Below are 12,940 nucleotides of genomic sequence, written 5' to 3'. Positions count from 1 at the left end.
GCGGGTGAAACGAACGTTATGTGTCTCCGTCTCGGAGAACGGGACGAACGATGCGCACCACTGTCGCCGTCGCTGCCGTCGCGCTGCTCGTCGCGCTCGCCGGTTGCGGCGGGCTGGCCGGGGACATTACCGGTGAGGGGCCGCTCGGCGACCCGTCGCCGTCAATCGAGTCCGTCTCCGCGCCCGAGTCGCTCGGCCACGACGAGCGCGCGACGGTCGAGGCGACCGTGCGGTGGGAAGGGGTGGCGGACGGCGGCGACTCGGCGAGCGCGGAGGGATCGAACGAGACGCTCGGTCGAGTTCGAACGGCGGTCCGGGTCGACGAGACGACGCTGCTCGCCGAGAACCGCTCCGTCCCGGCGAACGGCACGATGACGGTGACCGCGGTGGTCGACGCCGCGACGCTCGACCCGGGCGAGCACGAGCTGCGGGTGTCCGTCGGGGAGGCGAACGCGACGCGGCGGCTGGTCGTCGCGGAGCCGCGGGCGGCGACGTTCGTCGTCTCCGACGTCGACGTCCCGGACGGCGTCGACTACGGCGAGCCCCTCTCGGTGACGGCGACCGTGACCAACGCGGGCGACCTGGCGGGCACACAGACGGTCCGGATTCGATACGGGACCGGCGCGAGCGCGAACCGGACGGTCGCGCTCGACGGCGGCGCGGAGGCGCGGGTGTCCGTCTCCCTCGCGGCCGTGCGACTGGACGGCGGCGACCACCCGCTCGTCGTGACGACGGCGAACCGGACGCGGGAGCGGACCGTGTCGGTGGTCCACCCGAGCCCGTACGGGAAGACGACGCTCGGGCTCTACGTCGACGACGAGGCGGTCGACCGGAACGTCACCGCGGTCGTCGCGGCCGCGACGGGCTACTGGGAGCGGAACGACGAGCGCTACCTCGGCTATCCGGTCGCCTACGAGCGGGTGGCCGACGCGGACCGCGCCGACGTCGTCCTCCGGTTCGACCGCGTGGACCGCTGCGGCGTGGAGGACGGCGACGCGCGGTACTTCGGCTGCGCCGACCTGCTCGTCGACGAGCCGCGGACGCCGATGACCGCGACCGTCGAGCCGAACATTTCCGACGCGGAGATGAACGCGACGATCATCCACGAGCTCGGCCACGTTCAGGGGCTCGAACACGGGGAGGAGCCCGCCGGGCTGATGAGCGCGACCAGCACGCTCGCGACCCACCGCCCGGTGAAGGTCCACCTCCGCGCCGAGAGCGGAGACGTTCCGACGCGCGTCGAGGACGAGGTCGCCGAGGCGCTCGACTACTTCGCGGCCAGCGACGAGATCAGGGGGAGCGACGGGTTCGCGTGGGAGTTCGTCGACAGCGCCCGGGAGGTGCACGTCCAGGTCACCTACGACGACCGCGGCGACGTCTGCTTCGCCGACGGCGGCGGGTCCTGTACGGTCGACGGCGAGTTCTACGGGCAACAGGACGTGCGCTTGGAGGAGTTAGACAGCGAGGTCGTCGCGTGGCACGTCGGCGCGTCGCTCGCGCCGGTGCTGTTGGAGGAGGTGCCGCCGGCGCTCTCGGACGAGACGGACCGTCGGGAGCGGGAGGCGTGGCCGGCGTGAGCCGGGAGGTGTAGTCGGGGTGAGCCGGGAGGGGTTCGCCGCGGGGGGTCAGGCGGCGGCCGCGGCGGCCGCTTCGAGAACCTCGCCGTAGTCCGGTTCCGTCTGCGTGTCGTCGACAACCCACACGTAGGAGGTCGCGCCGTCGCCGTCGACGATTACGAGAGAGAAGACTACCAAGCAAAGTGAGTCGAGTGGACTCGCGGGGGTCCCGCGAGCGACCGTAGGGAGCGAGTGGGACCACGCGAGGGAATGACTGAGCGAACGAAGTGAGCGAAGGAATGGACTCGCGGGGATTTGAACCAGAACCAGACGTGCTCGCTCGCTCCGCTCGCTGCGCGCGACTGGCAGGGTTCAACTCCCCGCTCACTACAGATGTGCGCCGCTCGCGACGTTGCTCGCGGCGCAAAATCATGGACTCGCGGGGGTCCCGCGAGCGAGCGCAGCGAGCGAGTGGGACCACGCGAGGGAACGAGACGAACGAAGTGAGTCGAGTGGACTCGCGGGGATTTGAACCCCGGGCCTTCCCCGTGCCAGGGGGATGATCTACCACTGATCTACGAGCCCTCGAACGCATTCGTTCGTTCCCCGCTGGATATATTAAGGCCTTCGACTCGGCGACGCGGCCGGGCCGTCGATCAGATCCGGTCGGAATCGACGTACACGTCGAGGTCGACGTCCCGCGTCGACCCCTCGAGGTCGCGGACGGCGCGCTCGACGACGCGCTCCGCCTCGCCTCTGATCAGCGGGATCGCCTTCTTCAACACCCAGTCGAACGAGACGAGCCGCGGTATGTCGAGCGCGTCCGGGCTGGCGGAGCCGGGGTCGAACTCGACTTCGAGCGCGACCTCGCAGGGGGCGTCTCCGTCCGCGTCGCCGCCGTCGGTCGCCGCCGGCGTCACCCGCCAGCGGCCCCCGGCGTCGATGTCCTTCGTGATCTCCCAGTCGATCCGCTCGGGCTGCTCCACGCCGGTCACCCTGGAGTGGGCGGTGTAGGATATCTTCCACCACGCGAACGTGAGCGCGTACCGGGTCCCGGGGCCGCCGTCGCCGGTGACCGTCTTCACCTCCCGGAGGTACTCGGAGTAGTTCGCGTACTGCGGGAAGTCGAGCAGGAACGCGTACACGTCCTCGGGGTCGGCGTACACCTCCGTGCTCACGACGAGTTCGTCCACGTACGTGAGTTCGCGCGACGCTTATTAAACCGTCCGGCGACCGAGGGTTCCGGGGTTGTTCCCGTCGCACTCGCCGTCGATTGCGGAGTGACGGTGAACGCCATCGAAGCCCCAGCCGCGAGGACTCGCGCGACTCGCTGTGCGCTTCAGTCGCTCGCTCCGCTCGCTCCTTCCAGTGCGTGCGTCGCCGTGCTTCGTCCTCGCGGCTGCCCCTTCGAGTCCCGCCCGACCGCATCGCACAGCACCTCACGCCTCCCCAGCCTCGTCGCGGTCGCCTCCGCGTCGCTCCGGCGACCGCGACTCCCTCGCGCGTGCGACTCGCAGCCGACGGCTGCTCGTCGGCACGCGCCGCCACACTCAGTTGGTGTTTATAAACGATCGCAGATCGAGAATCGCGCTCGGCGGGACCCGGAACGGGCCGCCGAAGCCGCCGGATACATGGGGCTTCCGGCGCTCGTACGGCTATGGCTGCCGACGACCGCAACGCCTTCGAAGTGTACCGCGACAGGGTGGACCGACCGCTCGGCCGGCTGTTCCGCGAGTACGGGGCCTCCGAGGCGCACTGGCTGGTGATCGGGATGGTCGCCAACGTCGTCGCCCGGGTCGCGGGGCTGATCCCGCCGGTCGTCCTCGGCGTCGCCATCGACGCCGTCTTCACCGGCTCCGGCCCCTACACGCTCCCGATCGTCCCCGACGCGTGGCTGCCGACCGCCGAGCCCGCGCAGTTCCGCCTCTCGGTGCTGCTCATCTTCGGGTCGTTCATCGTGACGGGCGTGTTCACGTACGTCTACGGCATCGCGGCGAACAACTTCGCGCACCGCGTGATGCACGCGGTCCGCACCGACTCCTTCGACCAGATGCAGCGGCTCGACATGACCTTCTTCGACGACAAACAGACCGGCGAGGTCATGTCCGTCCTCAACAACGACGCCTCGAACCTGGAGGTGTTCCTCGACAACGCCCTCCAGAACTCCGCGCGGCTGGGCGTGATGGTCGTCGGGATCGCGACCGTCCTCGTCTACTACAACTACGAGCTCGCGGTCGTCACCCTCGCCGCCATCCCGCTGATGTTCCTCTTCACGCTGTGGTTCATGCGCGCCGTCGAACCGCGGTACGTCGCGCAGCGCTCGGTCGTCGGCGACCTCAACACCGCCCTCGAGAACGCGCTCTCCGGCGTCGAGCTGGTGAAGACCTCCAACACGGAGGCCCACGAGAGCGAGCGCGTCGAGGACGCCTCCTTCTCGTACTTCCGACGCACGATGTCGATCCTCCGGCTCAACTACGTCTACCGACCGGGGATGGAGCTGCTCGCCGGGCTGGCGTTCGCCGCCACCTTCGCGGTCGGCGGCTTCTGGCTCGCGAACGGGCCGCCGGGCCCCTTCACGACCGAACTGACCGTCGGGACGTTCGTCACGTTCGTCCTCCTCACCCAGCAGTTCGTCGCCCCGCTCGCGGAGGTGTCGAACATCATCGACCAGTACGAGAACGCGAAGGCCTCCTGCGAGCGCGTGTTCGGCCTGCGCGACATCCCGGTCCGCATCGAGGACGACGGGGACGCGGTCGAACTCGGCGGGAGCGCGCAGAGCGACGGCGGGACCCGGAACGACGGCGGCGTGACGCCGGCCGGCGACCCCGACCACGGCGGCGTCGCGGGGGCCGTCGAGTACGACGACGTCTCCTTCGCGTACCCGGAGAACGCGCTCGTCGACCCGGAAGACGCCGACGAAGAGGTCCTCAGCGGCGTCTCCTTCTCGGCCGACCCGGGCGACACCGTCGCGCTCGTCGGCCCGACCGGCGCGGGGAAGTCGACGCTGCTCAAGCTCCTCCTCCGGCTGTACGACGTCACCGACGGCGCGATCCGCGTCGACGGCCACGACGTCCGCGACGTGACCGTCGAGAGCCTCCGCTCGTCGGTGGGGTACGTGGCGCAGGACACCACGCTGTTCGACGGCACGATCGCCGAGAACATCCGCTACGGGCGGTTCACGCGGATCGACGAGGCGGACGTCGACGAGGGCGAGGTCCGCGACCGCGTCGTTGAGGCCGCGAAGGCCGCGGAGGCCCACGAGTTCATCGCCTCGCTGCCGAACGGCTACGAGACGCGGATCGGCGAGCGGGGCGTGAAGCTCTCCGGCGGCCAGCGCCAGCGGCTCGCCATCGCCCGAGTCGTCCTCCAAGACCCGGCGATCCTGATCTTAGACGAGGCGACCTCGGCGGTCGACACCGAGACCGAGATGCTGATCCAGCGGTCGCTCGACCGCCTCGCGGCCGACCGCACCACGTTCGTCATCGCGCACCGCCTCTCGACGGTCACCGACGCCGACGCCGCGCTCGTGCTGGAGGACGGCGAGGTCGTCGAGCGGGGGAGCCACGACGAACTGCTCGCCGCGGACGGCCTCTACGCGAAGCTCTGGGGCGTTCAGGCCGGCGAGATAGACGAGCTCCCGGAGGAGTTCGTCGAGCGCGCCCGCGAGCGCCACGTCGACCGGGCGGTCGAGCGGGCGACCGAGACCGAGGTCGACTCGGAGACGCCGGACTGACCGGCGGTCTCTCCTTGCTGCGTCTCAGTCGTCGCCCGAGACCTGCCCGGCCGCGTCGGCCTCGGCCCCCGGCACCGCGGCGGCGGGCGCGGGCGGGTCCTCGCGAACGTCCTCGCCGACCCCCTCGGCGATGACGTCGGCGTACGCGTCGGGGAAGACGCGGACGAAGTCGTCGAGCGCGGCGTTCCAGTCGTCGAGCAGGTCGGCCGCGCGCCCGCTGTCGGTGTACGCGCGGTGGTTCTCGACGAGGCGGCGGAGCATCCGCTCGTCGGACTCGTCGAGCGTCTCGGAGACCGACACCATGCCGCGGTTCACGCGGTCGGCGAACCGGTCGTCCGGGTCGTACACGTACGCGATACCGCCAGACATCCCGGCCGCGAAGTTGCGACCGGTGTCGCCGAGGACGGCGACGACGCCGCCGGTCATGTACTCGCAGCCGTGGTCGCCGACGCCCTCGACGACCGCCTTCACGCCGGAGTTGCGGACGCCGAACCGCTCGCCGGCGACGCCGTTGACGTACATCTCGCCCGAGGTCGCACCGTACAGGCAGACGTTCCCGGCGACGACGTTCTCGGTCGGGTCGTACGCCGCCTCCGCGGGCGTGTCGATCACGATGCGACCGCCGGAGAGCCCCTTGCCGACGTAGTCGTTGGCGGCGCCCGACAGCTCCATCGTGATCCCCGGCGCGAGGAACGCGCCGAAGCTCTGTCCGGCCTCGCCGTTAAACCGGCAGGAGACCGTGTCGTCCGGGAGCCCGTCGCCGCCGTGTTCGGAGACGACCCGGTTCGAGAGCGTCGCGCCGACCGCGCGGTCGACGTTTCGCACGTCGCGGGTGAGCGCGACCGGCGCGCCGTCCTCGATGGCGGGCGCGGCCTCGTCGATGAGGTCCCAGTCGAGCAGGTCGTCGATGCCGCCGTGCGCCTGCTCGCGGACCTTCGTGCGGGACTCGCCGGCGGGCTCGGCGATGACCGCCGAGAGGTCGAGGTGCTTCGCCTTCTCGTGGTCCGTCTCGCGCTGGGCGAGCAGCCCGGGCCGGCCGATGAACTCCTCCAGCTCGGTGTACCCCTGCTCGGCCATGATCTCGCGCAGCTCCTGCGCGATGAACGTCATGTAGTTGATGACGTGGTCCGGCTGGCCGGGGAACCGCTGGCGGAGGTCCTCGCGCTGGGTGGCGACGCCGACCGGACACGTGTTCTCGTGGCACTGCCGGGCCATCACGCAGCCCGAGGTGACGAGCGACGCGGTGCCGAAGATGTACTCCTCCGCGCCGAGCGCGGCCGCGACCGCGACGTCGCGCCCGGTGCGCAGCCCGCCGTCCGCGGAGACGCGGATGCGGTCGCGCAGCCCGGTGGCGCGGAGCATCTGGTTCGCCTCCGCGAGCCCGAGCTCCCACGGGAGCCCGGCGTTCTTGATCGAGGTCTTCGGCGACGCGCCCGTCCCGCCGTCGTGACCGGAGACGTGGACGACGTCCGCGTTCGCCTTCGCGACCCCGGCCGCGATGGTGCCGATCCCCGCCTCCGAGACCAGCTTCACGTTGACGTCGGCCTCCGGGCTGGCGGCCTTCAGGTCGAAGATGAGCTGCTTGAGGTCCTCGATGGAGTAAATGTCGTGTTGGGGCGGCGGCGAGATGAGCCCGACGCCGGGGGTCGAACACCGGACGTGCGCGATCATCTCGTTCACCTTCTCGCCGGGGAGGTGGCCGCCCTCGCCCGGCTTCGACCCCTGCGCCATCTTGATCTGGAGCTCCTCCGCGTTCGCGAGGTACTCCGAGGTGACCCCGAAGCGACCGGAGGCGACCTGCTTGACCGTACACTCCTTCTCGGTGTCGAACCGCTCCGGGGGCTCGCCGCCCTCGCCCGTGTTCGACTTCGCGCCCAGCCGGTTCATCGCGATGGCGTTGTTCTCGTGGGCCTCCGGCGAGAGGCTCCCGAGGCTCATCGCGGCCGTCGAGAAGCGCTCGACGATCGACTCGACCGGCTCGACCTGCTCGACCGGAACCGGGTCGCGGTCGGAGTCGAACTCGAGGAGGCCGCGCAGCGACTGGAGCTCCTCGGTCTGGTCGTTCACCAGGTCGGCGAACTCCTGATACTGCTCGTAGTCGCCGCCGCGGACCGCCTGCTGGAGGGTCCCGACCGTCTGGGGGTTCCAGCCGTGTTTCACGCCGGACGAGCGGTGCTCGTACTCGCCGATCGTCTCCAGTTGGGGGTCGGCGCCGAACGCCATCGCGTGGCGGGTCCGGAGGTCGTCTTCGATCTGTTCGACGCCGATCCCCTCGGTGCGGATCTCCGTCCCCTCGAAGTACTCGGCGACGAAGTCGGAGTCGAGGCCGACCGCCTCGAAGATCTGCGCGCCCTGGTACGACTCCATCGTCGAGATGCCCATCTTCGCCATCGTCTTCAGGAGGCCGTCCTCCAGCGCGTGGCGGTACGCCGCGAGCGCCTCGTCCTCCGCGGCTCCGTCGGGACCGGCGACCACGTCGGCGATGGAGGCGTACGCGAGGTACGGGTCGAGCGCGTCCGCGCCGTAGCCGACGAGCGTCGCGAGGTGGTGGACCTCGTGCGGCTCGCCCGACTCGACGACGAGCCCCGCGCGGTTGCGCAGCCCGTTCCGGACGAGGTGGTGGTGGACCGCGCCGGTCGCGAGCAGGCTCGGCACCGCGAGCCGGTCGGGACCGACGGCGCGGTCGGAGAGGACGACGACGTCGGCCCCGTCCTCGATGGCCGCCGCGGCGTCCTCGCGGAGGCGGTTCACGGCGTCCACGAGCGAGTCGTCGCGGTCGTAGGTGACGTCGACGGTCACGGAGGTGAACGCGGGGCCGTCGGAGTCGCCGTCGGGCCCGCTCGGACGTCGCTCGCCCGGGCCGGGCAGGTCGCGGAGCGCGGTCGTCTCGGCGTCCGTCAGGACCGGGGAGTCGGAGACGATCTGCTCGGCGTGTTCCGGCGTCTCCGCGAGCAGGTTGCGCTGGTTCCCGATCCGGGTCTCGAGCGAGGTGACGAGCTCCTCGCGGATGTAGTCGATCGGCGGGTTCGACACCTGCGCGAACAGCTGCTTGAAGTAGGTGAAGAGGGGGCGGTCGACGTCGGTGAGCACGGACAGCGGCGTGTCGTCGCCCATCGACCCCACGGGGTCTTTCCCCTCTTTCGCCATCGGCTCGACGAGGTGGTTCAGCGAGTCGGTCGTGTAGCCGAACGCGGCCTGATGGGCGCGGACGGTGGGTTCGGGACCGTCCGCGTCGCCGCCGTCAGGGGCGTCCGCGTCGGTTCCGACCGCGTCGTCGTCCGCACCGACCCCCGCCGCAGTGTCGTCCTCCTCGGCGATCTCGTCGAGGGCGACCTGACCGTCGTCGACCCACTCCCCGTACTTCTCGTCGGTGAGCTCCTCGAACACCTCGTCGTCGGGGACGATCCGGCCCGCCTCGGGGTCTGCGACGAAGATCTCGCCGGGCTGGAGCCGCCCGCGGCGGCGCACGTCGGCGGGCTCGGTCGGGAGCGCGCCCACCTCGCTGCCGACGACGAGTCGGTCGTCGGTCGTCACCTCGTAGCGGCACGGGCGGAGGCCGTTGCGGTCCAGGACGCCGGCGACCCGCTCGCCGTCGAAGCCGATGACGAGGGCCGGGCCGTCCCACGGCTCGACGAGCGACGCGTGGTAGTCGTAGAAGTCGGCGCGGTCCTCGTCCATCAGGTCGTCGCCGCGGAACGCCTCCGGGATCAGCATTCGGAGGGCGTGCGGGAGGTCGCGGTCGGTCTGGAGGAGGAGTTCGAGCGCGTTGTCGACGCTCGCGGTGTCGGACTGGTTCGGGTCGTCGATCACCGGCTTGATCGTGTCGAGCTCGGCCCCGAACGCCGGGTGGTCGAGGTCGTTCTCGCGGGCCCGCATCCAGTTGACGTTCCCGCGGATCGTGTTGAACTCGCCGTTGTGGACGATGTTGCGGTACGGGTGCGCGAGGTGCCACGCGCCGAGCGTGTTCGTCGAGAACCGCGCGTGGACCAAGGCGACGTGGCTCGCGAACCGCTCGTCGGTCAGGTCCGGGTAGTAGTCGGCGATCTGCGACCCCATCAGCAGGCCCTTGTAGACGACGCGCTGGCGGTCGAGCGAGCAGACGTAGAAGCGGCCGGCGCCGTCGACCCCGGACACCGCGTTCTCGATCTCGCGGCGGGCGGCGTACAGCGCGCGGTCGAAACCGAGCAGGTCGGGGTCGGCGTCGTCGGGGCGGTTCCCCACCTCGGTGAACCGCTGGGCGAGCCCCGCGCCCTCGACGGGCGCGACGAACACCTGCGACACCTCCGGCTCCGAGTCGAGCGCCGTCGCGCCGAGGTCCGAGTTGTCGGTCGGGACCGACCGCCACGCGAGCACTTCCAGCCCGTAGACCGCGCACACCTCGGCGATGACGTCGTGGATCTCGGCCTGAACGCCGGGTTCGGGCGGCATGAACACGGAGCCGACGGCGTACTCGTCCGGCAGGTCCGCGTCGACGACCTCGCGGAAGAACTCGTCGGGCCGCGCGACCATGATCCCCGCACCGTCGCCGGTGTTCTCTTCCGCGCCCGTCGTCCCGCGGTGTTCGAGGTTCTCGAGCAGCGTGACCGCGTCCGTGACGGTCTCGTGCGTCGGCGCGCCGTCGAGGTCGACGACCCCGCCGATACCGCAGTTCGAACGGTCGTCCGTCGGATCCGCGAGTCCCCCCTCCTGACCCGAGGACTCCGAGTCGCGTACGCCCCGGGTGGTACTACGTGACTTGGTCATACGTCTGCTCACGAGTGAACAGGTAAAGGTATGACCCTGATAGGGGTAGGATCCATCGTACACACATTAGGGAATATAAGGTAATTATTCATAACGGGTGGTGAATAGATCACACACTTTGGGATCGATCAGAAGTTACGCGGTACCGAGTACCAATCCAACCCGTCTACCGGCGACGCGTCTCGAACGTTTCACGTTTTCCGAGAGAAGTGGCAGAACGTTCAGCCGCCGATCACTCTTCGAGGGGGACGAACGTCCCGTTGATGTCCCACTCGTGGATACAGTAGACGTTGCCGGGGTCGTCCGCGATGCGCCACCCGTCGGCCTCGTCGTCCCACCGCTCTTCGCGCCCGCACAGTTCGCACGCGCGCTCCTTCGGCGGTGTGATCGTCGCGTTCATACCGGGTCGAACGGCGTCGCCGCGCAAAAGCGTACCGGCGGTCGTCGGACCGCGGTGACCCGTTCCGGCGACGCGCAGACGGAGCAGCCGCTGGGCGTGGCGTTACGACCCGCGTCCGCGACGCCGGGCGACCAAGGACGCGGCGGCCAGGGCCGCGAGCGACGCGACGGGGCCGAAACCGGGGAGATCGTACGCGGTCGAACGGATCGGCGCCTCGTCGTATCCGAGGTCGCGCGCGGCGGCCTCGTCGGGAGACGGATCGTTGTCCCCCGGAGCGTCGGTCGACTCCGCCGAGTCGGCCGAGCCGGCTCCGGTCGCGTCGTTGCTCTCCCGCTCGCCGGCGTCGGTCGACCCCCCGTCTGTCGGCCGCGGCCCGACCGCCGAGAGGCCGTCCGCGCCGCGATCGAACCGGCCGGTGCCGAAGAGTTCCGGCGGACCAACCGTGGGCGGGAGGTCGGACACGCCGGGAGCGATCGATATCTCGCTCCCCGGGCCGGTCGCGGAACCGTTCGCGTCCAGCTCCGGCGATCCACCGGTTCCGAACGGGACGCCCGAGCCGGTACCGTTGCCGTCGGCGACCGGGCCGGGAGAGCCGGCGGGGTCTCCCGACCCGCCCGAGCCCCCGACCGGACCACCGCCGGCGGTCGACCCGCCGCCGGCCGAGCCTCCCGAGGCTCCGGAGCCGCCGGATGCGCCCGACCCTCCGGAGCCGTCCGACGGCCCGGACGAGCCCGGAGCCTCCGGGTCGTTCGGCCCGCCGCTCACCGGTGGAGCCCCCGTCGGATCGTCTCCCGTCTCGTTTCCGTCGGCGTCGTCTCCCGGAGCGGCCGACGCGTAACGCAGCGGGGCCGTCACCCGGTGGTCGTCGCCCGTCGCGGTCCGGCGCAGTCGGTCGTCGTCGACCCGGAACGTCGCCTCGAACGACCGGCCGGTCGCGGGAGGATCCTCGGTGCCGAAGGCGCGGTCGCCGTCGGCGACGAGGTACAGACCGCGACGGTCGAGGTGGACCGCGGACTCGTTCGGTACTCGTCCGAGCCCGTCGGCGGCGGCGTCAACGTCGGCAGTGCTCGCGTTCGTCGGCGCGACGCCGAACGAGAGCCCGTCGAGTCGGGCGAGGTCCGCGCCGCGGTCGAGCGAGACGTTCGCGCTCGCCGGGAGCCCGGTCAGGCCGGTCGCGTTCACCGCGTAGACGACCGTGTCGTTCGCGGTCGCGGACGTCGCGGGGGCGAGCGTTCCGTCGGCGATCGCGTCTCGAACCCCCGTCGCGTTCCCGAAGCCGCCGGGGGCGACGCGCCGCGTGGTGTACACGGACAGGTCGTTCGTCGAGCGAGGTTCGACGGTGACCGTCGCGGTGTCGTTGGTGACCGCGGTACCGTGTTCCGAACGCAGCGTGAGGTCGTACGTTCCGGGCGAGAGCGGATCGGTATCGCCCGCGACCGACTCGACGCTGACCCCGGATCCGGTAGAGACGAATTCGGAGGGAGACCGGGGTGTCGCGTAGGTGTTGAGCTCGACTGGTGTAGGGCCTCTATTCGTGGTTTTCAGCTTGAGTGTGGTAGTGGTGTTATTAGGTCCAGTTACATGAACTGATGAGCGGTTATATGTTGAATTAAGAGATAGGTTGAGATGGCCTCCACTATGGGGATTACCCTGAGAGCCCGTACGGACAGCAGCGGTTCTACCTTTGGCAACATTAACATCTTGGGTAGTACTGAGACCGGTATTTAGATCGCGTACTCCGACAGTATAGATGCCAGACTGAGAAACAGGAATGGACCTACTGATGTTTGAGGCGTTGTCTAAGAGAAATTCCTCCAGATACACTTCGGTTTTATTGGAGTTAGAGAGACTGAGGACGGCAGTCCGTTTGGTTCCGCTCGCAGAGATACTAATCGGTATCTGAGACCCGCTCACTGTATCGGTTGACTCAACTGAGAACGTTGAATTTAGAATCTTGACTGTGGCGTTACTAATTCTAGAACTAGAATTCAGAGAGTAGTTACCGGTTGATAAACTGCCAGTATTCAGCTTATGAATGTGAGTCGAGTTAGAGGCGTTTATATGTTTGATAGACTCTCCACTAGGTTTTGAGAAAATGTATCTACCTCGCTTTTTTAGATTGAATCCAATATCTGAACCATGATTTATTAAATATTCTTTATTTTCCGAGATGATTTGGTCGACGCGTCTTACTGTAATATTTCTATCTTCATACAGAGTGTTGCTTGTAGTGGATCGAATGTTTTCAATTGATATGCCATTAATTTCTGGCTGGATGTTGTTGTTTTGGTCACCTTGCTCTACACTTGGATAAACATACAGCAGGTTGTCGTCTATATGATAACTCTTAGAGTGAGTACCCAGACGTACTGTTGTTGTCTCTCTTGTAGAAAAGTTCGTTCTGATTTTCCCCTGCGAATTAGAGAGATTCGTATTAAATTCGAATAGAAGAGTACTGTAAGTTCTGTCTTCACTTTCAGATTTTTTATAGTAAAAAGGGCCTTCAAC

7 protein-coding genes and 1 tRNA gene are annotated in these 12,940 nt (G+C 68.4%); 2 read left to right on the top strand and 6 right to left on the bottom strand.

Features of this window, described 5'->3' with window-relative positions; genetic code table 11:
- The first annotated feature begins 50 nt into the window (after nucleotides 1–50).
- Nucleotides 51–1,577 (top strand): zinc metalloprotease, encoded by a 1,527-nt coding sequence (locus C464_RS07725; RefSeq protein ID WP_006113085.1) that lies wholly within the window; start codon nucleotides 51–53, stop codon nucleotides 1,575–1,577.
- Nucleotides 1,578–1,625: 48 nt separating this feature from the next.
- On the opposite strand, the gene C464_RS19855 is transcribed toward C464_RS07725, so the two are convergent.
- From C464_RS19855 to C464_RS07715, 3 genes are all read right to left on the bottom strand, one after another.
- Nucleotides 1,626–1,754, bottom strand: a complete 129-nt coding sequence (locus tag C464_RS19855) for a hypothetical protein (protein ID WP_006113084.1) — start codon at nucleotides 1,752–1,754, stop codon at nucleotides 1,626–1,628.
- Nucleotides 1,755–2,069: 315 nt separating this feature from the next.
- Nucleotides 2,070–2,141 (bottom strand) — tRNA-Ala (locus C464_RS07720).
- Between the two features lie 71 nt (nucleotides 2,142–2,212).
- Nucleotides 2,213–2,749 (bottom strand): SRPBCC family protein, encoded by a 537-nt coding sequence (locus tag C464_RS07715; RefSeq protein WP_006113083.1) that lies wholly within the window; start codon nucleotides 2,747–2,749, stop codon nucleotides 2,213–2,215.
- Nucleotides 2,750–3,213: 464 nt separating this feature from the next.
- On the opposite strand from C464_RS07715, the gene C464_RS07710 reads away from it, so the two are divergent.
- Complete coding sequence (locus tag C464_RS07710; protein WP_006113082.1) at nucleotides 3,214–5,289, top strand: ABC transporter ATP-binding protein; 2,076 nt, start codon at nucleotides 3,214–3,216, stop codon at nucleotides 5,287–5,289.
- Between the two features lie 24 nt (nucleotides 5,290–5,313).
- On the opposite strand, the gene gltB is transcribed toward C464_RS07710, so the two are convergent.
- From gltB to C464_RS19615, 3 genes are all read right to left on the bottom strand, one after another.
- Nucleotides 5,314–10,032, bottom strand: a complete 4,719-nt coding sequence (gene gltB / locus C464_RS07705) for a glutamate synthase large subunit (RefSeq protein WP_006113081.1) — start codon at nucleotides 10,030–10,032, stop codon at nucleotides 5,314–5,316.
- A 232-nt stretch (nucleotides 10,033–10,264) separates the two neighbouring features.
- Nucleotides 10,265–10,432, bottom strand: a complete 168-nt coding sequence (locus C464_RS19200; protein ID WP_006113080.1) for an HEWD family protein — start codon at nucleotides 10,430–10,432, stop codon at nucleotides 10,265–10,267.
- Between the two features lie 102 nt (nucleotides 10,433–10,534).
- The gene (locus C464_RS19615; RefSeq protein WP_006113079.1) at nucleotides 10,535–11,740 is read right to left on the bottom strand and encodes a PGF-CTERM sorting domain-containing protein; all 1,206 of its coding nucleotides are present in this window, start codon (nucleotides 11,738–11,740) and stop codon (nucleotides 10,535–10,537) included.
- Nucleotides 11,741–12,940: the final 1,200 nt, after the last annotated feature.

This window comes from Halorubrum coriense DSM 10284, from assembly GCF_000337035.1.
Taxonomy (GTDB): Archaea; Halobacteriota; Halobacteria; order Halobacteriales; family Haloferacaceae; genus Halorubrum; species Halorubrum coriense.
Note: the sequence above shows the minus strand (reverse complement) of the source record. Positions and strands in the feature narration are given on the sequence as shown.

What these genes read in the sequence shown, in the direction of transcription:
- C464_RS07725 (WP_006113085.1), top strand. Translation starts at nt 51, where the DNA reads ATGCGCACCACTGTCGCCGTCGCTGCCGTCGCGCTGCTCGTCGCGCTC.
- C464_RS07710 (WP_006113082.1), top strand. Translation starts at nt 3,214, where the DNA reads ATGGCTGCCGACGACCGCAACGCCTTCGAAGTGTACCGCGACAGGGTG.
- gltB (WP_006113081.1), bottom strand. Translation starts at nt 10,032, where the DNA reads ATGACCAAGTCACGTAGTACCACCCGGGGCGTACGCGACTCGGAGTCC.
- C464_RS19200 (WP_006113080.1), bottom strand. Translation starts at nt 10,432, where the DNA reads ATGAACGCGACGATCACACCGCCGAAGGAGCGCGCGTGCGAACTGTGC.